Source organism: Candidatus Delongbacteria bacterium (assembly GCA_020634015.1).
GTDB lineage: Bacteria > CAIWAD01 > CAIWAD01 > CAIWAD01 > CAIWAD01 > JACKCN01.
In genome coordinates, this window is sequence record JACKCN010000001.1 from 620,287 (window position 1) to 641,676 (window position 21,390).

The following is a 21,390-nucleotide window of genomic DNA, read 5'->3' on the forward strand; positions in this document are numbered from 1 at the left end:
ACACTGTCTGATCGTTGCGGCCGACGGCCCCATTGCCCTTCTGGAAGGACTCCGGAAGGATGACTCGTACAAGGGGCCTTGCTGTGAAAACAAGGAAGTGCCGGGAAGATACTTTCCCCTGCCAACGGATGACAGCAAGATTCCGCATTCGCTGAAGTTGAAGAAGAGGGTGCCGCTCTCTATCTTCAGGGCCTCTCGCCACCCTAGCTCAGTTGGTAGAGCAACGCATTCGTAATGCGTAGGTCAGGAGTTCAAGTCTCCTGGGTGGCTTGATGACAGAAAAGGGGCACCTCGCGGTGCCCCTTCTGTCTTTCTAGCCAAGCAGTTCCTGCTCCTGGATGACGATGTGCGTGGCAGCCCCGGCCTTGTGCTCGTCCGGTGGGCGCACGATGAAGAAACTCACCGGCAGCCCCATCAACTCATCCGAGAATTCCAGCCCCTCGTCCAGGTCGGTGTAATGGAAGAAGTAATCCTGGCCTGAATCGCTGGTGATGAACCCGAAGCCCTTGTCCAGCTTGATGGTCTTGATGGCGCCATGTACTTCGGCGCCTTCTTCCAGTGCGCGCAGACGGTCCTGTTCGATCTCCTCGAACTGGCGCTGACGCTGGGTGTAACTGGGAGCGGGCGGACGGGAATCGCCGTAGGCCGCGGTGTCGGACTCGTACTCCTCGTGGCGACGCAGTTCGCGCTGGAGCTGGATCCGCGGCACCATGTCGTCCATCCAGAGGGTGTCGAAGTCGGCGACCAGACCCCTCTCCTGACTGGAGGTGAACTCGGGTGTGCAGCAATTGCGGATGCTGAGAATCGCGGTGCGCTTGCCGAAACGGCGTACGGCGCGGATCGCGGGCTTGTAATCGCGGTCGCCAATCAGGAACACGCCGATGTCGAAGGCATGGTTGAAGGCGCACTGCAGGCTGGTGGCCGCCAGGGAAATCGCCGCCTGGCCTTCGCGCGGGTGAAAGGGATCGGTGGCCTCGCGGTCGCTGCGCCGGATGCGACGGCCCTTGAAGTTGACCGGATAGGTTTCCACGTGATAATAGAAGTCCTCGCGCATCCGGGTGTAAAAGTCCTTCTGGCGCTGCGAAAGCGCTTCGTCCAGCGGATCGACCTTCACCGGGAACGCGCCGAACATGTACCCACGCACGAACTCGAGCGGCATTCCGGGATTCTGCTCGTTGAGGTCTTCCAGAATGGCGTCGGTCAGTTTCTGGAAGTCGACCTGATAATGACGGTCTTCGGTGTAATCGAGCAGGCGGGACATGTTCTGATAGAACCACGTGCCATCGACAAACAGCATCACCTTGGCCATGATGTTCCTCCGGGGACTGATAAGGGTAGATACTTGCACTGCCGGCTGGGCTGTCGGACCAATCATAATGACGTTATCAAATCAATCGGACCCCCACCGGGAAGGCGCAAGGTTGCAGTTCCGGAGCGACTTTTCAACGGCGGCAGGACGTCACACGCTCATTGCACAGGATGGTTAAGCAGATTTTCGGCCCAGATCGGGAAACTGGGGAAACGCTCGCGCATGCATTGCTGGCAGGTCCGGGCGATTTCCTCGGCACTGTCCAGCGCCATGATCCGCCGTGTGAGCTGACGTGCTTCCTTCTGGCTCATGGAGCGGATCAGCATCTTGATTTCCGGCAGAATCACGGGGCTCACGCTCAGCTCATCCAGGCCCAGTCCCACCAGCAGCATGGTCGCACTGGGATCGCCGGCCAGCTCACCGCACATGCCCACCTGGATGCCAGCCTTCCGACCCGCCTGAACGGTCAGCGCGATGCTGCGCAACACGGCGGGATTCAGGCTGCTGAACAGGTGCCCCACCAGCTTGTTGTTGCGGTCCACGGCCAGCAGATACTGGGTCAGGTCGTTGGTGCCAATGGAAAAGAAGTCCACCATCCGGGCCAGCTCGGGCGCACACAGCACGGCGCTGGGCACTTCGACCATGATGCCCACCTTCATCGATTCGTCAAAGCTGATGCGGCTCTCGCGCAGTTCCTTCTTCACCGATTCGAGCACGTCCAGGGCCTCGCGCAATTCGTCGGTGCCGCTGATCATGGGAAACATCAGCCGCACGTTGCCCAGTTCGCTGGCCCGCAGGATGGCACGCAACTGGGTCCGGAACATGCGCGGCCGATCGAGGCTGACCCGGATCGCACGCCAGCCCAGAAAGGGATTGGCTTCGCTGGGAAAGTCCATCCCGGCGGGCTGCTTGTCGCCGCCCAGGTCGAAGGTGCGGATGGTGAGCGGATGCGGGTGCATCGCCCGGGCCGCCTCCACGTACTCGCGGTACTGGTATTTCTCGCTGGGCATGCTGCGCGCGGCCAGGTACAGGTACTCGCTGCGGAACAGGCCCACGCCCCGGCCTCCACTGCGGATCACCTTGTCCAGCTCGCTGGAGAGCTCGAGGTTGCAGGAGAGCTCGATCGTGTGACCATCGCGTGTCACGGCCGGCGCGTCCTGGATCTCGCTGAGCGCCAGCTCGAATTCCTTGAAGACCTGACGCGCTTCCCGGAAGCGCTTGGTGGTGCGCACGGACGGGTGCACGTAGATTTTTCCGGTGCTGCCGTCCAGAATCGCCAGGTCCCCATCCTTGACGTGAGTCAACACGCCTTCGGCACCCACGATGGCGGGCACCCCCACACTGCGGCAGAGAATGGTGGTGTGACTGGCCAGGCTGCCCTTTTCGGTGATCAGGGCCAATACCTGGTCCGTGTCCAGCTCGGCGGTTTCCGAGGGACTGAGGTCGTCGGCGACCAGAATGAACGGCACGTCGGAGCTGCGCAACTTGCGACGTCGGCGCCCCTGCAGTTGCTCGATCAGCCGGCGTCCCACGTCTTCCAGGTCCGTGGCACGCTGGCGCAGGTACTCATCCTTGAGTCCGCGGAATTGTTTCACAAGAATCTGCAGGCATTGCTGGAGCGCATAATCGGCGTTGACCCGCTCGGTGCGGATCATGCCATCCACGGGTTCCAGCAGCATGGGATCCTGCAGGATCAGCAGGTGAGCCTCGAAAATGCCCGCACTCTCGGTGCCCATGCGATTGGCCACCTGGTCCAGGGTCTTGCGAATCTCCTTCGAGGTGCGATCGAGGGCCCCCTGGAAACGACGCAACTCGGCGTCGACTTCATTGTCGCGCAGGGAGCGGGGCTGGACATTCAGCGAATCGCTGGCGCGCACCTGTACCGGCCCGATGATGATGCCGGGGCTGACGCCAATGCCACTCAAACGGATCTCGCCCATCTCTCACTCCTCGTGGAAGCGATCCATGAACAACTGGCGCAGGTCGGCCAGCAGCTTGTCTTCGTCGGGACCGTCCACCTCCACGGTGACCGGTGCTCCACTCTCGGCCTCGAGCAGCAGCACGCCCATGATGGACTTGCCGTTGACCCGGTTGCCCTCCTTCTCCAGCCAGAGCTCGGCCTGGTAGCGGGCGGCCACCTTGACGATGTGTTGAGCCGGTCGGGCGTGAATGCCCAGTTGGTTGCTCACCAGCAGATCTTCGCGAATCATTCCGGCCCCGATGCTGTCATTGGCCCCCAAAGGCCCGTTGATGGTTCAGCCATGCGCCGTGACACCAAGGTTGGCGCTCAGGAGCGCCAGCAGGGCCAGCCCTCCAAGAAACAAGGGCAACGCCCAGCCACGCTCGGGCAGCTGCCAGGAGATGATGGTCACGGCTCCCAGTCCCAGAATCTGTGCCCAGCTGTGCCCGCTGAGCTGCACCTCCATGAAGCTGGTGCCCAGGAAGATGCCCGAGAACAGGGCAAAGAACCGACCCATCCACAGATTCAGCGGATGGCGGGTCAACTGCTGGATGTCCAGATGGATCCGGCTGCCCAGTTCCAGCCCTCGCACCAGCCCACGCCAGCGGATCCAGAGGTGCAGGATGTTGTAACCCAGAATGCCCACCCCGATGCAGAGCAGCGCGGCGGTCACGAATCCTTCCAGCCAGAGAATCAGCCCCAGGCAGGCCAGCACGCCGGACAGCGGTTTCAGGTAGTACCAGAACAGGCGATCACCCACCGCTCCCAGAGGCGCCACCGAGGCCCGTTTGAGGCGCTCGAGCAGTTCGCCCTGCTCATCCTCCTCCATCCGGACCGTGGCCCCGATGATATAGCCGGCCAGGTAGGGATGGGAATTGAAGAATCCGAACGCCCGCAGCATGCGTGCCCGCCGTCCCGTGTTACGCTTGCGCAGGGTGGGCAGCAGGGCCCAGAGAATGCCCAGATGGGTCATGCCCCGGTAGTTGATCAGGGCCTGGTTGAAGAATGAGCGCAGGAACAGGCTGGCTCTCATCCTGCCATCTCCAGAAATATCAAATAGATGCCCACGCTGCCGAGCCAGCCCAGCAGCAACCAGGGACCTGGGCGCCGCCCGGTTCCAAGTTTCATTCCGGTGCCCACCGCCGTGGCCAGCACCATCCACTTGAAGAGCGTGGGGGCGGCTGGCAAAAGGCGTTGTCCCTGCAGCAGGAGGCCCGCGACCGGTGTCGCCAGCAACAGCACCAGCAGGCCGAAGGTGGCCGCCATGACCGCCGTGCCCAGCATGGCCAGCCAGAACAGCCGGTCCACGGATTCAGGTTCGTCACGCTCCACGGCCTGCTCGAAGCGGTCGTACCAGAAACGCGTATTCACCTGGCGCTGCCAGTGAGTGTGCCAGGCGGCCAGATAACTCAGACCCACCGCAAGCAGCAGGCCCGCGAAGATGCGTGCTTCGGTGGAATCGGCCGGGTCGCCGGCCAGATTGACCGCCACCAGCCCCAGAAATCCACCCAGGACCGGGTCGGGTGGCGAAGCGGCGCCGAGGGGCATTTCGCGCAGCAGCAGCAGTTCCAGACTGAGCCCCATCCAGAGGCCCGTCTCCAGCTGCCCCGTCAGCAGGCCAGTCAGAGGCAGCAGCACCGCAGGTCGGCCGATCAGGAACTGGCCCACCGCCCAGGTTTCAAGATAGATGGCCGCCGTGGCCAGAGCCGACAGGCACAGGGGCAACAGACCGTTCACGGGGTTTCCGCTGTTTTGGAATGCCGCGATCGTGTGGGGAAATCGATCACCATACCGCCGGGCTGCCCCGATCCGCGTCGGGAGCGGCAGCCCTGGCGCACATCAATAGTCGCGTTTCAGCAGCCAGCTGGCGTAGTCCCGCAGCCGGCCGGTCTCAAGGCGGGATTCGGCAGCATCCAGAATCCTGAAAGCCTGTCCGAAGAGATCATCCACGACCTGCTGACCGGCATCCAGGACTCCGCCCTGCACCAGCAGGTCCTTCATTTCAAGCAGGCCTTCCTCGGAGGGTGCCCCCGATTGCAGCAATTGCTGGAAGCGGGCACGCTTGTGTCCTCCAAGAATCTCAAGGGCCTTGAGAGTGACGAAGGTCTTCTTCTGCATGGCCATGTCGGAACCGACCCGCTTGCCCAGGATTTCGGTGCTGGAGAGATAGTCCAGCAGATCGTCCTGGATCTGGAAGGCCTTGCCGATGCAGGCGCCATACCGTTCGAGGATTTCCACGTTCGCGGGAGTGGCGCCACCCGCCATGGCTCCGATGCGGGTGGACATGGAGATCAACCGCCCGGTCTTGCGGGCAATCATGTCTTCGTAGCCCGCCAGATCCACCTGGGAACTGGTTTCGAATTCCTTGTCCAGCGCCTGGCCCTCGCAGACTTCCACCACCGCTTCGGTGAAGGTGCGGATCTGCATGGGCAGCTGTTCCGAGGCGGAATTGCAGAGGCAACGGTAGGCGATGCCGATCAGCGCGTCACCGGCGAGGATCGCGGTGCCTTCGTCCCAGCGGGCGTGAATGGTGGGCTGACCGCGCCGGACCAGATCCTGGTCCATGATGTCGTCGTGCACCAGGGTGAAATTGTGCAACAGCTCCACGGCCACGGCCACATCCAGCACGCTGGTCTGCTGTGCCCCGACGGCTTCGGCGGAAATGATCACCAGAATGGGCCGGATACGCTTGCCCCCGATGCCCATGATGTAGCGGATGGGATCGTAGAGCGAGGCGGGGCGGGGGTAGGTGGCCAGCACCTCATCGATGCGCTGCTCCACCGCCTGCCTGGTCTCGGCAAAGGGACCCGGCCGACTGTCGGCGGCCGTGTCGGGGTGCGTACCGCCAAGCGGGCTGGAGGATCCGCTGCTCAACTCACTCCCCGTCGACAGGATCGCTGAAGGCTTTCTCGATCAGCGCGGCCATGGCCTGCAACTTGACCGGCTTGACCAGATAGGTGTACCCGTCGTTCTCGATGGTCTTCAGAATGGTCTCGGACGATGGATATCCGGTGAGCACGATCACCCGAACGGCATTGTTCAACTTGCGGATCTTCTGCAGGAGAGTCAGCCCATCCATGTGCGGCATCTTGATGTCGGTGATCACCAGATCGAAGTTTCGCTCCTTGAACACCTGCAGGGCCATGTCTCCATCGGTGGAGCTGTAGGCCTGATAGCCCAGCTCGCCCACCAGCTGGGCCAGGATTTCGCACTGGGTGGGATCGTCATCCACGATCAGGATCTGCTTGCTGTCGTCCATGTGGTGCTCCTTGTGGCGCGGGCAAACCGAGCCGGGTCTACCGGGAACGCTCGTCGGTACCCGGTCGCGTCGTTCCACGCCCGGTTCACTGCCGGTTCATGAGGTGGATCCCGGGGCGTTCCGGCGCTCGAAGTGCCGAATATAGGTTTTTGCCTCCTGCGGAATGATGGCGCCATCGCACCTCGCTCACAAGACCTGCCCCGGGGTCCGCAGCTGGGCCGGACAGGTGATTGACGTATCTTGGCGACCCGGATCGCGGGGCGGACCCCGGTCAAGCTCAAGGGAGAACACGTGGCACGCTACTGGATCATCGGAATGGGTGGAGTCGCAATGGCCTCGCTGGCGGTCTGCCTGAAGGAACAGGGTCACGAGGTGGCGGGCTCCGACGAGGGTGTCTATCCGCCCATGAGCGACTACCTGCGACACCACGGGATCCAGTGGGTCGAGGGCTATCAGGCGGACCGGCTTCCCGCGGGGGACTGGACGGTGGTGGTGGGCAATGCCGTTCCGCGGGGCAATCCGCAGCTGGAAGTGGCCCTCGACCGGGGATTGCCCCTGACCTCACTTCCCGAGCTGGTGCGCGCCAATTTCCTGCCGGGCAAGCATTCGGTGGTGATCAGCGGCACCCACGGCAAGACCACCACCAGCAATCTCTGCGCACTGCTCCTCCTGAAGGCAGGCCTGGACCCCGGCTGGCTGATTGGCGGCAAGCCCGACGGCCTTCCCGTCTCGATGCATTCCGGCAGCGGTCCCTTCGTGAGCGAAGGCGACGAGTACGACACGGTGTTCTACGACAAGCGCAGCAAGTTCCTGCACTACTGGCCACGCACCCTGGTGATCAACCATCTCGAGTTCGACCACGGCGACATTTTCGCCGATCTGGATGCGATCAAGGACAGTTTCCGCCTGCTGCTGCGCCTGGTGCCCGCCAGCGGCGCGGTGCTGGTCAATGGCGACAGTCCCCATGCTCTGGATGTGGTTCGCGGTGCCCTGGCCCCCGTGATCACCTTTGGCGAATCCGAATCCTGCGACTGCCGCCTGCTTGCTCATGACTGTGGCCCCAAGGGTACCAACTACCGCTTCCTTCGGCCCGACGGCTCCCGCATCGAACTGGAATCGCCCCTGCAGGGTGTCTACAATGGACGCAACATCGCGGTGGCCCTCTTGCTGGCTGCGCGCCTGGGCATTGCCGACTCCGTGTTGCGCGAGACCGTGGCGGGCTTTCATGGTCCGGCGCGCCGGATGGATGCATACCCACTGAGCGCCGGGCGTGTCCTGCTGGACGATTTTGCCCACCACCCCACGGCAATCCGGGAAGCTCTGACGGGAATCCGCGAACGCTGGGCCGGACGACGGATCACGGCGCTCTTCGAACCCCGTTCCAACACCGCGGTCACCCGTGTGATGCAGCCCGAGTTCCAGGAGGCGCTGGCTGTGGCCGATCGCGTCGTGCTGGGTCCCCTCCATCGCCCCTGGAAGTATGCTCCCGAGACTCTGTTTGACTTCCGCGCCGCGACGGAGTACTTCGCTGCCCGCGGAATTCCCTTCCTCCAGCAGGACGACGTGTCGCTCATTCCCGACTGGCTGGACGCCGACCTGCAGGAGAACGAGCTCTGGGTGATCTTCAGCAATGGCAGCTTCAATGGCCTGCGCGACCTGTTGCGCACACGTTTCGGAGGCCAGTCATGAGTGCGGCCCGCGTACTCCAACTGCTGCGGGATGCGCTGCGCAGCCGACGGACCCGCTTCACGGCCGATTCCTTTCGCGTGGCCCGGGAGCTGGAAGGCAGACCACTGGCCGGTGTGCTGCGCAGGGCTGGCGCCATGGTGCTGGACCTGACCTTCTGCGTGCTGCTGGTCATTCCACTCTACATGGCCCTGCTGGACCGTTCGATGCACGAAGTGAATCCCGACCTGCCATCGGTCTGGGCCTCCGGCGACAAGACCGAGACCGGAAGTCCGAATGCACGGGCCCTCAACCGGGCCATGCTGCAGCTGGCCACCGCGAACACGCCGGAAAATCTGCCACCGGCAATGAACTACGCCCTTTCGATTGGAGACAGTGCCGCCGTGGATTCCCTGGCGGCCTTGCACGGGATGGTGGTGATGCTGGCGGCCGGTGGAGAGGATGCCTGGCGCTGGCGCGAGGGGCGCCCGATTCAGCTGAATGCGCTCTCGCTGCTGGGGAAAAGGGCGCGCACCTTCAGCCTGTTCACGGTGATTCTGGTGTACTTCACCGGATTCACCTGGCTGTTGCGGGGTCGCACGCCGGGCAAGTGGCTGCTGGGCATCCGGGTGCTGCGCTTGAATGGAAAGCCGATGGGACTCTGGGATTCATTCGGCAGGGCGGGTGGCTACAGCGCCAGTGTGTCCACGGCGTTTCTGGGCTTTCTGGAAGCGATCCGCGATTCCAACCGGATGGCCCTGCACGACAGAATCGCGGGCACGGTGGTGATTCGCAGTCCGTGGAAGAATCGGAATGGCGAGGTCGCGAAACCTACCAGGAGCCCGCGTAATACAGATCCTCGGGGCTCCGGCGCTGCAGCTCCAGAAGATGCCAGCGCAATCTGAGCAACTGGCGCAGGTGCAGCAGATCGTGAGCCAGCCAGCACAACAGCAGCTGGCGGGCGCTGAGGTCACCCTGGGGATGAGCGTGCACCAGGTCCCAATCGGGCTGCTTCAGCAAACGCAACCAGTCCAGGTTGTGGCGGCGCGCCTCGAGGAATTCCGCCAGAATGCTGTCCGGCTGGGCCTCATTGTAGCGGCGTGACACGGCCCAGCCTTCGGGATCGATGGGCGGCCAGGGCTGGTTCGGATCCTCGAGCGTCATGCGTATTCGCAGCGGAAAATCCTCGTGCTCTTCGTCCCGCAGATGGTGCATGACTTCCAGCGGACTCCAGCCCCCGCTCGCCGGCCTGCGCGTCAGTTCCTCGGGCTGGAAACCCGCAAACGCCGCACGCAGCTGTTCCGCATTGTTGGCCAGATCGGCGATGGCTCGAGCCTGAAGTTCCATGCTCCGGGTGCCCTTACTGGGGAGTGTGCGCGGGGTCGGTCCAGGGACAGGCCACCCAATGGCCGGGTGTCCGCTCGATCAGCTTGGGGCGGTCCTCGGCGCATTCGGTGCGTGCGATCGGGCAACGTGTACGGAATGAGCAACCCGAGGGCTTCATGATCGGGTTGGGCACATCGCCTTCGAGCATCTTGCGATCCTTGGTCTTCACGCGGCTGGGATCGGGCAGGGGCACGGCGGCCAGCAGGGCACGGGAATAGGGGTGCAAGGGGCGGCGGTAGACATCCTGGCCTTCGCCCAGTTCCACCATGTCTCCCAGATACATCACGGCGATGCGGTCGCTCAGGTGTTCCACCACCGAGAGGTCATGGGCGATGAAGATGTAGGTCAGGTCAAATTCTTCCTGCAGGTCCTGGAACAGATTGATCACCTGGGCCTGAATCGACACGTCCAGCGCGGACACGGGCTCGTCGGCCACGATCAGCTTGGGATTCGTGGCCAGGCTGCGCGCGATGCCGATGCGCTGACGCTGGCCACCACTGAATTCGTGGGGATAGCGCAGGGCCTGTTCGCCCGAGAGCCCCACCTTCTCCAGCAGCCAGTTGACACGGTCCCGCACTTCCTTGCCGGAAATTCCCGGGTTGGTGATCTCCAGCGGTTCTCCAATGATGTCCTTCACCAGCATGCGCGGGTTGAGGCTGGAGAACGGATCCTGGAACACCATCTGGATGTCCTTGCGGTACTTGCGCATCTGACTGCGGCTGAGCTGGGCCAGATCGACCCACTCACTGCCCGTGTTGAAGAGCAGCTTGCCATAGATCTCCACGTCCGGTGTGCCACTGCGCAGCACATTGACGATGGCACGGCCGACGGTGGTCTTGCCGCAGCCCGACTCGCCCACCAACCCCAGTGTCTCACCCCGGCGCAGCTCGAAGGAGATGCCGTCAACGGCACGTACTTCCGCCACCTTGCTCAACATCAGACCGCCGTGGATCGGAAAGTGCACGCTGAGGTTCTCGACCTTCAGCAGGATGTCCTTGTCGGCCATGCTCAGTTGCTCCTGGAGTCGGGAATGGTGGGCTGGTCTTCGTAGAGGTGGCAGCGGACCCACTGGCCGCCCTTGACCTGGCGCAGTTCGGGTTTTTCCGTCTCACAGCGGGGCATCACTTTGTCGCAGCGGGTGCAGAACTTGCAGCCCACGGGCATGTCCAGCATGCCGGGCACCATGCCACGAATGGTGGACAGGCGGCGCTGATGCTCCTTGTCGGGTCGGGGCAGGCTGGCCAGCAATCCCACCGTATACGGATGCAGGGGTCGTTCGAAGATGTCGTTGACATTGCCCACCTCCTGGACCATGCCGCCATACATCACGATCACCCGGTCGCAGGTCTCGGCCACCACGCCCAGGTCGTGGGTGATCAGCATGATCGAGGCATTGCCCCGGTCTTCCTTCATGCGCAGCATCAGCTGCAGGATCTGGGCCTGGATCGTCACGTCCAGCGCCGTGGTCGGCTCGTCGGCGATCAGCAGGGCAGGGTTGCAGATCAGAGCCATGGCAATCATCACGCGCTGGCGCATGCCGCCCGAGAATTGGTGCGGATAGTCATCCATGCGCTTGTCCGCCGCGGGAATGCCCACCAGTTCAAGCATTTCGATGCCGCGACGCCGGGCTTCGCTGTCGTCGATGTCCTGGTGATACTTGATGGCTTCCACCACCTGCATCCCGATGCGGAAGACCGGATTCAGGCTGGTCATCGGCTCCTGGAACACCATCGCGATGTCGCGCCCGCGGTACTGACGCATCTCCTCGTGGGACAGCTTGAGCAGGTCCACCGGGCGGTCGTTCCCCGCGTGATACAGAATCTCCCCGCTGACGATGCGGCCGGGAGGATTGGGGATCAGCCGGTTGATCGAGAGGCTTGTGACGGACTTGCCAGAACCGGACTCGCCCACGATGCCCAGCACCTCGCCGCGGTAGATCTGGAAACTGACATCATCCACGGCCTTCACGGTTCCTGCTTCGGTCTCGAACCAGGTCCGCAGGTTGCGGATGTCGAAGAGAATCTCGCTCATGCTTTACCTCAGGCGGGAATAGACCTTGGGATCGAACGCCTCACGAATGGCTTCGCCGATGAAAACGACCAGCATCAGGGTGCAGAACAGTGCGGCCAGCGGGGCCAGCACCAGCCACCAGTCGGTGATGTTGGCCATGCCCACCTTCACCATGCTGCCCCAGGACGCATCCTCGGGCGGCAGGCCGAAGCCAAGGAAGTCGAGGGACACCAGCGAACCGATGTTGGCCACGATCGCGAAGGGCATGAAGGAGATCACGGGCGTGAGACTGTTGGGCAGGATGTGCTTGAAGATGATCCGGCGATCCGACGCGCCCATAGAGACGGCCGCCTGGACATAGTCCTTGGACTTCTCGCGGTAGAATTCACCGCGCACATAATAGGTCATGCCCATCCACTGGAAGGCGATCAGCATGGCCGTCAGCATCCAGAAGTTCGGGTTGATCAGCGAGCTGATGATCATGATCATGAACAGGAAGGGAATCGAACTCCAGATCTCGATCCCGCGCTGCACCAGAATGTCGAAGGTGCCGCCGTAATACCCCAGCATGCCGCCCAGGCTGATGCCGATGGTATACGCACACAGCGTGACGATGAGCGCGAAGGAAATTGAGGTACGATAGCCGTAAAGCAGGCGGGACAACACGTCACGCGCGCGGTCGTCCGTGCCCAGCAGATGCTGGCTGTCGGGCCGGTGGGGAGGGGTGCCGGGCATGTCCAGCAGGGACTCCTTGGGGCCGTAGGGATAGAAGGGCATCAGAACCCAGTTGCCCGAGCCCTGCTCCTTGTACTGGGCCTGCAGGGCGCGGTAGTCTGCGCTGCCGATCCGGTCCTGGCCCAGCTCCGAGGCGGAGATGTAATTCTGGAACAGCGGGTACCAGGTCTTGCCTTCGTAATGCACGATCAGCGCGGTATTGCCCACGAAGAGCGGCAACAGAAAGGACAGGCCGTAGGTGGTGAACAGGATCAGCAGCGAGTAGTACCCGCGGCGGATGCTCATGAACTTGTGCCAGCGCTTCGCGAAAAGCGACTTGGACGGCTGCTTGTTGGTCTTGGCCATCCGGACCCCCTATCTGAAGCGAATGCGCGGGTCGATGGCCGCGTAGATGATGTCTGAAATGATGTTGCCCGTCAGGTGGATCACCGCACCGATGACCATGGAAGCCAGCACGACCGGGTAGTCGCGGTTGACCAGACTGTTGAAGCCCAGCAGACCGAAGCCGTCGATGTTGAAGACACGCTCGATGAGGTAACTGCCCGCGAAGATCACGCCGATGATGCTGCCCAGGCCCGTGGCCATGGGAATCAGGCTGTTGCGCAGAGCGTGCAGGAACACCACCCGGCGCTCGGACAGGCCCTTGGCGAAAGCGGTGCGCACGTAGTCGGCCGACAGATTCTCCATCAGGGAATTCTTCATCACCACCGTCAGTCCCGCGAAGGACGCGATGTTCCAGGAGATCAGCGGCAGAATCGTGTGGTGCAGCTGGTCACGGATCTGTTCCCAGAAACTGAGAAACTCGAAATCCTCGCTGCGGAACCCGCCCAGCGGGAAGACATCCCAGAAACTGCCTCCGCCCAGCAGCACCAGCAGCACCGCGCCCAGCGCCCAGCCCGGTGTGCTGTATCCAATGAAGATGATCACCGAACTGACCATGTCGAACTGACTGCCGTGCTTGACGGCCTTCCAGACGCCCAGCGGGATGCAGATGCCGTAGGACAGCAGCAGGCCGATCAGGCCGAAGTAGATCGAGATCGGGAACTTGGACTTCATCACATCCCAGACCGGACGCGAATAGCGATGGCTCTTGCCCAGATCGAGCTGGACGATGCGCAGCAGCCAGGACCCATAGCGGCCATAGGAGAAGGTCTTCCAGACCTTGGCGATCGTGCCGGCCGGCTGTGGGTCGGCCACTTCGGCCCACTTGCCCACCTCGGCCAGCTTCACCTCAAAATCCTGCGTGGTCCAGACGGGCAGCGCGGCGCGTTTGATGATCAGGTCCAGAGCCTTGTCCTGCTGGTCGTGGGTGGCGTCGGTTTCACCCAGCGCGATGGGACGCAGGAAGGGCAGTGCCATCTCGGCGGTGGCGATCACGTCGCTGCGCCGGTCGTCAATGGTCTGGCGCTTGGCGCTGATCTCTTCGCGGGTCTGCTGCATGCGGGCCTGGACGCGTGATCCGGCCGCATCGTCGCGGGTGCCCGTGCGCCCGTCCACGGATTTGAGCTCCTCGTTCATTGCCGAGAGCTCGAGTTCGGCCTGGCGGATCTCCTCTTCCAGCGGCACGGCATCCATATAGAGCTGCACCAGCTTTTCAGGGTGCCAGATCTTGAAGTTGAGGATCATCGGCTTGTCGTAGCCGTAATAGGCCTTCATCTCTTCCAGTGCCTCGGCGGGAATGCTGGTCCCCGAGGAATTGTCGCTGGAGGCGCCGGCGCCGGCTTCACCGCCGGCCATGGCTCCCCGCAGGCGCATCATCTCCTGTTCCAGCGGCCCTCCGGGCACCAGCTGGATCACGGAGAAAGCCACCAGGGTGATGCCGATGAACGTGGGAATCATCAACAGCAATCTGCGCAGGAAATAGGTCGTCATGGCGGGTTCCGATCCGGGATTGGCAGGCTGTGTACACGCCTGCCTCCCGTGTGCCGGGCACACGGGAGGCAGGTGTTTTTCTCAGTCCTTGTAGTTGGGCCAGAAGGTCACATCCACCGGCTCGAGGGGAATCGCCGAGTCGCTGTTGATGGCCTCGTTGAGCGCCTTGTGCTTGTCGGCGTCGTACCACCAGTAGTTCAGGATCGAGCGCCAGTCGCCCGTGCGTGACCAGCCGGCTTCGGGCAGGTCGTACTTGTTCCAGTAGCCGATGCGGCTGAAGGGGCCGTACCAGCCCAGACCGTACGGGCACTCTTCGGTGAGGATCTTGTCGATCTCGCGGATCTGGCGCACGCGCTCGCCCTGATCGAATGTGACGTTGTAGACTTCGCAGAGGCTGTCGATCCTGGCGTTCTTGAGGCCGTTGACATTGCCCGAATTGACCTGGTCGGCGATGTTGCTGTGGAAGGAGGACTCAGGATTGGGGAAGGTCAGCCCGCCCCAGTTCTGCCAGTGAATCTTGAAATTGTGTTCCATGAGCATCTGGAACATGGTCGCGCCCGTGGTGGGTTTGAGATTGAACTTGATGCCGGCCTGCTTGTAGTCTTCCTGGATCACGGTCATCACACGTTCCCAGGTGGGACTCTGGTCGATCATCAGGTCAAACTCGAGGCGCTCGCCCTTGGCATTGACGAGGTATCCTTCGGTATCGCGCTTGTCCCAGCCCGCCTCGGCCAGCAGAGCCAGTGCCTTGTCCAGGTTGTGCTCGTAGATCTTGTCGTCGGGATTCTCGTACACGCTGCCGGGATAGTAGCTGTGCATGGGCAGGTACTGATTGTAGAACAGTTTGTCGATCAGCTTGCCCACATCCAGAATGTGCGAGAAGGCCTGGCGCACGCGCACATCGTTGAAGGGCGCTTCGCGCATGTTGAAGGCGAAGCCGTTGATGCCGTTGGGTGAATCGCTGAATACACGCTTGCGCTGGATCCAGCCCTGACCCAACTGGTGAATCTCCTCGGGGATGAATTCCTTCACCCAGTACTTGGCCTGGCCGACCACGTACACGTCCAGCTCGCCCTTCTTGAACTTCTCGCGGTTGAGGGTCTCGTCCTGGACGATCACGATCTTGATCCGGTCGAAGTTGTTCAGGCCCACGCTGTGGGGGTTGTCCTTGTCCCAGTAGTTGTTGATGCGGGTCAGGGTCAGGCTGTTGCCCTGTTTCACGTCTTCCATGCGCAGCACGTATCCACCGGAACCGGGCAGCACCTCGTTCTGGAATTTTTCCATGTACTGGGCGCCGTTCACGCCCTTGAGATGGGCCGCAGGGTAGATCGACATCGAGGCGCCGAAGTACAGGAAGTGGCGCCAGTTGAGCTCCTTGGTGCTCACGCTGAAGATGTAGGGACTCTGGATGGCAGGCTCGGTGTACTCCGAATAGAGCACGATGTTGTAGGGCACGTTGAGGCCGTCATCCAGCATCAGCCGGTAACTGGCCAGCACGTCCTCGGTGGTGACGCGGTGGCCGGTCTGGAAGCGGGCCGCGGGATTGATGCGGAACCAGAAGGTCTGGGTGCCGTCGGGCTGGCTTTCCACTTTCCAGTGACTGGCCAGACCGGGGATGAAGGCCAGGGTCGTCGGGTCCACGCCGATCAGTCCTTCATACATCATGCCATTGTACATCGCGTTGACACTGGTATTGGAGTCCTTGCCCTCGCTGCGCAGGGTGGCCGGGTACTCGCTGAGTGCCAGACTGATCATGCCGCCCTTCTTCGCCTTGGGCGACCCCACCGACTCGTAATCCGTATTGGTCTGCCAACCGTTGAGGGCGGCGATCTCCTCGAAGCCATCGCCACCGTCCTCGGCGGACACGCCGGGCAGCGCCCCATCGGGCTCATCGACCACCTCGAAGGTGGTGGTGCGCCAGTAATCCTTGGAATTGACCGAGAGGTCCTTGGTGATCACCGGTCCCGTATCGAAACGGCCCGTGTCATTCTTCTGCCCGCATCCGACCAGCAGGACGGCCGCAAGGCCAGCGGCCAGCAGGAGTCCGGCCGTGGAGGGTCCAAGTTTCATCATGAACTCCAGAGATTGGGGGTTGCCCCGACGTGACAGCAGCACCGGGCCCTCGCAGGGGTGGTGCGACCGGGGATCCGGCGGGAACTCGCCGGCAGGTGATTCAACGTGCTTCCCTGACGAAGAAAGCCCGTTCGGATTCTCGAATTTTCGTTCGAAATTTGTTAACGGCTTAACTTACGGTTGTCCCGTTGCAGTTTCAAATGACCCTGCTCAAGCCGTCGCCGTTCTTCCGCGGCGCAGAGATCAGTGTTCCAGCCAGTAGCGCACCGCCTTGAAGGACGGCAGATCCATGGGCTGATCCTTGCGGATGGCCGTGTCCAGCGCGCGATGCTTGTCCGCATCGTACCACCATAGACGCATCAGGCGTCGCCAGTCCTCGGTCTTGTTGAGCACGCCTTCGGGCATGCCGAACTTGTTCCAGTGGGCAATGCGCGAGGAAGGTCCGTACCAGGCGTACGCGCCCACACGCTCCTGGGCCAGCAGGCGATCGATCTCACGCAGCTGTCCGATGCGCACGTTGATGTCGGGAGTGATCTCGTAGACATCGCACAGGCTGTCGACGCGCGCGTTGCGCAGCCCGGTGAAATTGTTGGAATTGTCGATGTCGGCATACTTGCTGTGCCAGGACACACTGGGATCGGGGAACAGACTGCCCGTCCAGGCGCCGTAGTAAGCGGTGAAGTTGCGGCTGTCCATCATCTGCATCTGGGTGGCCCAGGTGGTGCTCTTGAGAATCATCCGGATGCCCGCGGCCTTCCAGTTCTCCTGGAACACGGTGTGCACGCGTTCGGCGGAAGGGGTGCCGTCGAACATGATCTCGACCTCGAAGACCTCGCCCTTGTCGTTCACAAGCCAGCCTTCGTCGTTGCGTTCCTTCCAGCCCGCCTCCGCCAGCAGCTCGATGGCCTTCTGGGGATTGAAGGTGATCTGCTCGTTCTCAAGGCACTCGAAATCCGTGCCGGGATAGGCACTGTTCGCCGGGACATAGGCGTTGTAGAACAGCTTGTCGATCATCTGTTCGCGGTTGTTCAGGTAGGCAATGGCCTGACGTGCGCGCAGGTCGTTGAACGGTGGCTTGCGCATGTTGAAGAAATGGCCCTGCATGCCGCCGGGCACCTTGTTGTAGACTTCCTTCTTCTGGATCCAGCCCTGCTCGAGCTGGTGCACGCTCTCGGGAACCAGCTCCTTGACCCAGTACTTGGACTGGTTCACGTAGTACACATCCAGCTCGCCCTTCTTGAACTTCTCGCGAGTCAGGGTCTCCTCGTTGATCGTGTTCATCTTGATCCGGGCGAAATTCCACTGGCCGACCCGGCCGGGGTTGTCCTTGTCCCAGTAATCGGACACACGCGTGAAGGTGAGGCTGTTGGGCGGCTTGAGATCCTCTTCCTTCAGCAGATAGTTGCCGCTGCCGGGCAGGGGTTTGCGCTGGTACTGCTCGATGAACTCCTTGCCCGTGAGAGGAGCGATGATGTGTGAGGGATAGATCCACATCTCGGTGGCGAAGGCCATGAAGCGGCGCCAGCCGTGATCCTTGATCGAGGTGCGCACGATGTAGGGACTGAGCGCCACGGGGCGCTCGAATTCCTTGAAGGTGAGTTCGTCGGCCGGAAAGAGCATGCCCTGGTCCACTCGCTGGCCCCAGGTGGCGATGACATCCTCGGCGGTCACCCGGTGTCCGGTCTGCCAGCGGGCGGCCGGATTGATGCGGAAGTACAGGTCCTGACCGCCATCCTCCCGGTCGACGACCTTCCAGTGGCTGGCCAGGCCGGGGATGTACTCCAGAGTTTCGCTGTCGATGCGCAGCAGGGTCTCGAACTGCATCCGGCGAAAGAGCGAATTGTTGACGTTGTGGGTGTCCTTGCCCTCGGTGCGGATGGTGGCGGGATAATCGCTGATGTAGACGCGGATCTGCCCACCGGGCACCGCCTCGGGGCTGCCGTCGCTGTGGTAGTCCGTTCGGGTCTGCCAGCCCTCGGCCCCGGCGATCTCCTCGAAACCCGCGCCGCCCATGCTGGCAGTGGTGCCTTCCAGAGGCCCCGGCGGCGTGCTGACCACGTCAAAACCGGCTTCGCGCCAGACATCGGCTGCGGGAATTCCCTCACTGACGGACATCACGGGTCCGGTATCGTACCGGGTCTGCTCATCTCCTCCACCGCAGCCGCCCAACAGCAACAAAAGCATCGGGACAAGCGGGACCAGCCTTGCGAGGGTCATGCGGGAACTCCTGAGTCGTGTGGTGGCGCCGACCGCGCCCCCCGGAAGGTGGGAAGGGCAGAACAGACTTTGGCGATCCCAAGGATAGCAAGCCCCAGCGAGTTGGCAAAGCCGGGAGTTGCCAGCCGGTATGCGCGCGGGTCCAGCCGCTCGAAAGCACCCACGATCCGGAGTATGGGTCGGAAATCCTTTCACGACAATTTCACCCGGCACACATCGAAGGCTTGCGCGGCGCAGGCACCTTCGGCCATGAAAAACACCGGACCCACACACCTGCCGCACATCGCGTTCGTCACCGAGACCTGGCCACCCGAAGTCAATGGAGTGGCCCTGAGCTGCTGGAATCTGCTGGGAAAGCTGGACGAACTGGGGCTCAGGGTGCAGCTGGTACGACCCCGACAACCGGCGGACCACCCGGAATCCGGTCTGGACGTGCCGCGCCCCTCCCGCGCGGATCCCCTGCTGGTCGGCGGCTTGGGTCTGCCGTTCTACCCGGGTCTGCGTGTGGGGCTGCCGGTACTGTCGCGCCTGCTGAGCAGCTGGAAACACGAGCGACCCGATCTGGTGCATGTGGCCACCGAGGGTCCCCTGGGCCTGGCGGCCCTGCTGGCCGCCCGCCGCCTGCGCCTGCCCGTGGTGAGCGACTACCACACCCACTTCGATCTGTATGGAAAGGCTTTCGGCGTGCCGCTGGCAGGGCGACTGATGGCGCATTGGCTGAAGGCTTTTCATGAGCGCTGCGATCTGACCCTGGTGCCCTCCCGCCAGCTTCGCCAGGACCTGCTGGGGCGAAGCTGGTCGCGCGTCGAGGTGCTGGGCCGGGGCCTGGACCACGCACAGTTCAACCCCGCCCGTCGTCGTCACTGGCTGCGCGAGATCTGGGGGGCGGCACCCGACGACCCGGTGGTGCTGCTGGTGAGCCGACTGTCCGCCGAGAAGAATCTGACCCAGGCTCTGGATGCCTTCAGACTCATGCACAAGGCCAATCCCACCTGCAGATTGGTGGTGGTCGGCGATGGCCCCTTGAGTCACCAGCTGCTGCGCATGGTTCCAACCGCCCACTTCTGCGGCCTTCGACGCGGCACCGAACTGGCCAACCATTACGCCTCCGCCGACATCTTTCTCTTTCCCAGTCTCAGCGAGACCTGGGGCAATGTGGTTCCCGAAGCCCTCGCCTCGGGCCTGGCCGTGCTCGCCTACGCTCAGGGCGCCGCCGCGGAACTTGTGCGCCACGACACCAACGGCCTGCTGGCCGATCCCGCCAGACCCGCGAGCTTCCACGAACTGGCCGTCGGTCTGGCCATGGATCCCGCACGGCTGCGCCGCCTGCGTGACGCGGCCCCGCAAGCGACCCACCATCTGGACTGGGGGCGCATCGCCCGTCAGCAGTGCCAGATCTACCAACAGGTCCTGCAGGAAGGAAACTCCAATGGCACACAAGGGTCTGCCCGGGTTGTGGCGCGATCTCGAGGTGCTGGAAGTGCCCTGGTGCATCCGGCTGTGTCGCTGGGGCAGGCTCAGGGGAATCCGGATCCTGCTTGAGCGGGTCAGTCGGCTGGGCAACGGAAGCATCTGGTTTCTGGCAGGAGCAAGCCTGTGGCTGAGCGCCGGCCCGGACTCGTTGGTCGTGCTGGCTCGAATGGCCCTGGCCGGCGCCATCTGCTGGGGTGTGTACCGACAGCTCAAGCGTTTCACCGTACGCCGGCGCCCCCTGGACCTGGATCAGCGGCTGGGCGGCCGAATTCCTCCCCTGGACCAGTACAGCTTTCCTTCGGGGCACACGATGCACACGGTGTGCCAGACTCTCATCCTCTGTGATTCGTGGCCACAGGCGGCCTGGATTCTGGGTCCATTCACCCTGTTGACCATGGTCGCGCGCGTGGCGCTGGGACTGCACTTTCCCAGCGATGTGTTCGCCGGTGCCCTGCTTGGGGCCCTCGTGGCGTCCTGCGTGATCCCCTGACTTCAGGAATCGCTTGTCTCGGTCATCCCCGGGAACCAGATTCAGGGCAAAGCAATCGCCCCCCAGTCTGGAGCCTCCATGCACGCATCCCGCTTTCTGCTGCCCCTGATCCTGTGCGGACTGCTGTCCTGCCAGTCCGATGACGACACAGTCACGCCCGTCCAGACATTCCCGCCCCTGGCCCCCGTGCTTGCGCCGGTGACCGGAAACTGGATTCACCCCCAGCCGGGTCTGAGCTGGCAGTGGCAACTCTCGGGCACGATCAACACCGAGCATGCCGTGGACCTGTACGATGTGGATCTTTTTGACACCCCGGACAGCGTGCTGGCGATCCTCGGCGACAGGGGCGTGTTGCGGGTGGCCTATTTCTCGGCGGGTTCCGGTGAAGACTGGCGCGAGGATTTCGCCAGCATTCCCGCGAGTGCCCTGGGGCAGCCTCTGGATGGCTGGCCCGGCGAGCGCTGGCTCAACATCCGTGATCCACAGGTTTTCGAACTGATGCGGACACGCATCGCTCTGGCCGCCTCACGGGGATTCGAGGGCGTGGAATTCGACAACGTGGATGGGGCCTCCAACGACACCGGGTTCATCCTTGACGAGGCGGACCAGCTGGCCTACAACCGGATGCTGGCCAACGAGGCCCACTCCCATGGTCTGTTCGCGGTGCTCAAGAATGATCTGGACCAACTGGAGGACCTGGTCGACTACTACGACATGGCCTTGAACGAAGAGTGTCACGTCTGGGATGAATGCGACGTGTACGAGGTCTTTCGCGACGCCGGGCTGCCCGTGCTGAACGCGGAATACGCCGACGGCGAGGTTCAGGCCACGGCCCTGGCGGCCACGATCTGCCCGCTCAGCCAGGCCGCAGGTCTGAATACCCTGATCCTGCCTCTGGATCTGGACGATGCCTTTCGCGTGAGCTGCACTCCCTGAACCCG

The 21,390-nt window shown here is 62.8% G+C and carries 19 protein-coding genes and 1 tRNA gene; 6 read left to right on the forward strand and 14 right to left on the reverse strand.

The genetic code is table 11. The features are described from left to right. Positions 1-197: 197 nt before the first annotated feature. Positions 198-270, forward strand: a tRNA-Thr gene (locus tag H6678_02550). 43 nt (positions 271-313) lie between these two features. Here the strand turns inward: H6678_02550 and H6678_02555 are convergent. The 7 genes from H6678_02555 to H6678_02585 form a co-directional block, all read right to left on the reverse strand. Beyond that, positions 314-1,309, reverse strand: a complete 996-nt coding sequence (locus H6678_02555; GenBank protein ID MCB9472671.1) for an NYN domain-containing protein — start codon at positions 1,307-1,309, stop codon at positions 314-316. Between the two features lie 158 nt (positions 1,310-1,467). After that, a complete protein-coding gene (ptsP, locus tag H6678_02560; GenBank protein MCB9472672.1) occupies positions 1,468-3,249 on the reverse strand; it encodes a phosphoenolpyruvate--protein phosphotransferase in 1,782 nt (593 codons plus the stop codon). Positions 3,250-3,252: 3 nt separating this feature from the next. Further along, positions 3,253-3,504, reverse strand: coding sequence for an HPr family phosphocarrier protein (locus H6678_02565; GenBank protein ID MCB9472673.1), 252 nt, complete (start codon positions 3,502-3,504; stop codon positions 3,253-3,255). A gap of 60 nt (positions 3,505-3,564) precedes the next feature. Then, positions 3,565-4,302, reverse strand: coding sequence for a PTS system mannose/fructose/sorbose family transporter subunit IID (locus tag H6678_02570; GenBank protein ID MCB9472674.1), 738 nt, complete (start codon positions 4,300-4,302; stop codon positions 3,565-3,567). Next, positions 4,299-5,006, reverse strand: a complete 708-nt coding sequence (locus H6678_02575) for a PTS sugar transporter subunit IIC (GenBank protein MCB9472675.1) — start codon at positions 5,004-5,006, stop codon at positions 4,299-4,301. Before H6678_02575 ends, H6678_02570 begins: the two co-directional genes overlap by 4 nt. 102 nt (positions 5,007-5,108) lie before the next feature. Next, entirely contained in the window at positions 5,109-6,143 is a 1,035-nt protein-coding gene (locus tag H6678_02580) for a polyprenyl synthetase family protein (GenBank protein ID MCB9472676.1), read from the reverse strand. A 1-nt stretch (position 6,144) separates the two neighbouring features. Continuing rightward, positions 6,145-6,528, reverse strand: a complete 384-nt coding sequence (locus H6678_02585) for a response regulator (GenBank protein ID MCB9472677.1) — start codon at positions 6,526-6,528, stop codon at positions 6,145-6,147. 291 nt (positions 6,529-6,819) lie between these two features. Between H6678_02585 and H6678_02590 the strand changes: the two genes are divergently transcribed. Beyond that, positions 6,820-8,217, forward strand: a complete 1,398-nt coding sequence (locus tag H6678_02590) for a hypothetical protein (protein MCB9472678.1) — start codon at positions 6,820-6,822, stop codon at positions 8,215-8,217. Then, on the forward strand, positions 8,214-9,098 hold the full coding sequence (locus H6678_02595; GenBank protein MCB9472679.1) for an RDD family protein: 885 nt from the start codon (positions 8,214-8,216) through the stop codon (positions 9,096-9,098). The genes H6678_02590 and H6678_02595 overlap by 4 nt, the downstream gene beginning before the upstream one ends. On the opposite strand, the gene H6678_02600 is transcribed toward H6678_02595, so the two are convergent. The 7 genes from H6678_02600 to H6678_02630 all read right to left on the reverse strand — a co-directional run bounded on the left by H6678_02600 (position 9,025) and on the right by H6678_02630 (position 18,486). Then, on the reverse strand, positions 9,025-9,540 hold the full coding sequence (locus tag H6678_02600) for a DinB family protein (protein ID MCB9472680.1): 516 nt from the start codon (positions 9,538-9,540) through the stop codon (positions 9,025-9,027). The two genes, H6678_02595 and H6678_02600, sit on opposite strands and share 74 nt — an antisense overlap. Before the next feature lie 13 nt (positions 9,541-9,553). Next, complete coding sequence (locus H6678_02605; GenBank protein ID MCB9472681.1) at positions 9,554-10,585, reverse strand: ATP-binding cassette domain-containing protein; 1,032 nt, start codon at positions 10,583-10,585, stop codon at positions 9,554-9,556. Between the two features lie 2 nt (positions 10,586-10,587). After that, on the reverse strand, positions 10,588-11,610 hold the full coding sequence (locus H6678_02610; protein MCB9472682.1) for an ABC transporter ATP-binding protein: 1,023 nt from the start codon (positions 11,608-11,610) through the stop codon (positions 10,588-10,590). A gap of 3 nt (positions 11,611-11,613) precedes the next feature. Further along, on the reverse strand, positions 11,614-12,669 hold the full coding sequence (locus H6678_02615) for an ABC transporter permease subunit (GenBank protein ID MCB9472683.1): 1,056 nt from the start codon (positions 12,667-12,669) through the stop codon (positions 11,614-11,616). A gap of 9 nt (positions 12,670-12,678) precedes the next feature. Further along, a complete protein-coding gene (locus tag H6678_02620) occupies positions 12,679-14,196 on the reverse strand; it encodes an ABC transporter permease subunit (protein MCB9472684.1) in 1,518 nt (505 codons plus the stop codon). An 81-nt stretch (positions 14,197-14,277) separates the two neighbouring features. Further along, entirely contained in the window at positions 14,278-16,266 is a 1,989-nt protein-coding gene (locus tag H6678_02625) for a hypothetical protein (protein ID MCB9472685.1), read from the reverse strand. A 246-nt stretch (positions 16,267-16,512) separates the two neighbouring features. After that, positions 16,513-18,486, reverse strand: coding sequence for a hypothetical protein (locus H6678_02630; GenBank protein MCB9472686.1), 1,974 nt, complete (start codon positions 18,484-18,486; stop codon positions 16,513-16,515). A 249-nt stretch (positions 18,487-18,735) separates the two neighbouring features. Here H6678_02630 and H6678_02635 point away from each other — a divergent pair, with 249 nt between their 5' ends. The 3 genes from H6678_02635 to H6678_02645 all read left to right on the forward strand — a co-directional run bounded on the left by H6678_02635 (position 18,736) and on the right by H6678_02645 (position 21,385). Then, on the forward strand, positions 18,736-20,028 hold the full coding sequence (locus H6678_02635) for a glycosyltransferase family 1 protein (protein MCB9472687.1): 1,293 nt from the start codon (positions 18,736-18,738) through the stop codon (positions 20,026-20,028). Beyond that, on the forward strand, positions 19,916-20,449 hold the full coding sequence (locus tag H6678_02640; GenBank protein ID MCB9472688.1) for a phosphatase PAP2 family protein: 534 nt from the start codon (positions 19,916-19,918) through the stop codon (positions 20,447-20,449). The genes H6678_02635 and H6678_02640 overlap by 113 nt, the downstream gene beginning before the upstream one ends. 78 nt (positions 20,450-20,527) lie before the next feature. Further along, on the forward strand, positions 20,528-21,385 hold the full coding sequence (locus H6678_02645) for an endo alpha-1,4 polygalactosaminidase (GenBank protein MCB9472689.1): 858 nt from the start codon (positions 20,528-20,530) through the stop codon (positions 21,383-21,385). The last annotated feature ends 5 nt before the right edge of the window (positions 21,386-21,390 follow it).

What these genes read in the sequence shown, in the direction of transcription:
- H6678_02555 (MCB9472671.1), bottom strand. Translation starts at nt 1,309, where the DNA reads ATGGCCAAGGTGATGCTGTTTGTCGATGGCACGTGGTTCTATCAGAAC.
- ptsP (MCB9472672.1), bottom strand. Translation starts at nt 3,249, where the DNA reads ATGGGCGAGATCCGTTTGAGTGGCATTGGCGTCAGCCCCGGCATCATC.
- H6678_02570 (MCB9472674.1), bottom strand. Translation starts at nt 4,302, where the DNA reads ATGAGAGCCAGCCTGTTCCTGCGCTCATTCTTCAACCAGGCCCTGATC.
- H6678_02585 (MCB9472677.1), bottom strand. Translation starts at nt 6,528, where the DNA reads ATGGACGACAGCAAGCAGATCCTGATCGTGGATGACGATCCCACCCAG.
- H6678_02595 (MCB9472679.1), top strand. Translation starts at nt 8,214, where the DNA reads ATGAGTGCGGCCCGCGTACTCCAACTGCTGCGGGATGCGCTGCGCAGC.
- H6678_02600 (MCB9472680.1), bottom strand. Translation starts at nt 9,540, where the DNA reads ATGGAACTTCAGGCTCGAGCCATCGCCGATCTGGCCAACAATGCGGAA.
- H6678_02605 (MCB9472681.1), bottom strand. Translation starts at nt 10,585, where the DNA reads ATGGCCGACAAGGACATCCTGCTGAAGGTCGAGAACCTCAGCGTGCAC.
- H6678_02610 (MCB9472682.1), bottom strand. Translation starts at nt 11,610, where the DNA reads ATGAGCGAGATTCTCTTCGACATCCGCAACCTGCGGACCTGGTTCGAG.
- H6678_02615 (MCB9472683.1), bottom strand. Translation starts at nt 12,669, where the DNA reads ATGGCCAAGACCAACAAGCAGCCGTCCAAGTCGCTTTTCGCGAAGCGC.
- H6678_02620 (MCB9472684.1), bottom strand. Translation starts at nt 14,196, where the DNA reads ATGACGACCTATTTCCTGCGCAGATTGCTGTTGATGATTCCCACGTTC.
- H6678_02625 (MCB9472685.1), bottom strand. Translation starts at nt 16,266, where the DNA reads ATGAAACTTGGACCCTCCACGGCCGGACTCCTGCTGGCCGCTGGCCTT.
- H6678_02630 (MCB9472686.1), bottom strand. Translation starts at nt 18,486, where the DNA reads ATGACCCTCGCAAGGCTGGTCCCGCTTGTCCCGATGCTTTTGTTGCTG.
- H6678_02635 (MCB9472687.1), top strand. Translation starts at nt 18,736, where the DNA reads ATGAAAAACACCGGACCCACACACCTGCCGCACATCGCGTTCGTCACC.
- H6678_02640 (MCB9472688.1), top strand. Translation starts at nt 19,916, where the DNA reads ATGGCACACAAGGGTCTGCCCGGGTTGTGGCGCGATCTCGAGGTGCTG.
- H6678_02645 (MCB9472689.1), top strand. Translation starts at nt 20,528, where the DNA reads ATGCACGCATCCCGCTTTCTGCTGCCCCTGATCCTGTGCGGACTGCTG.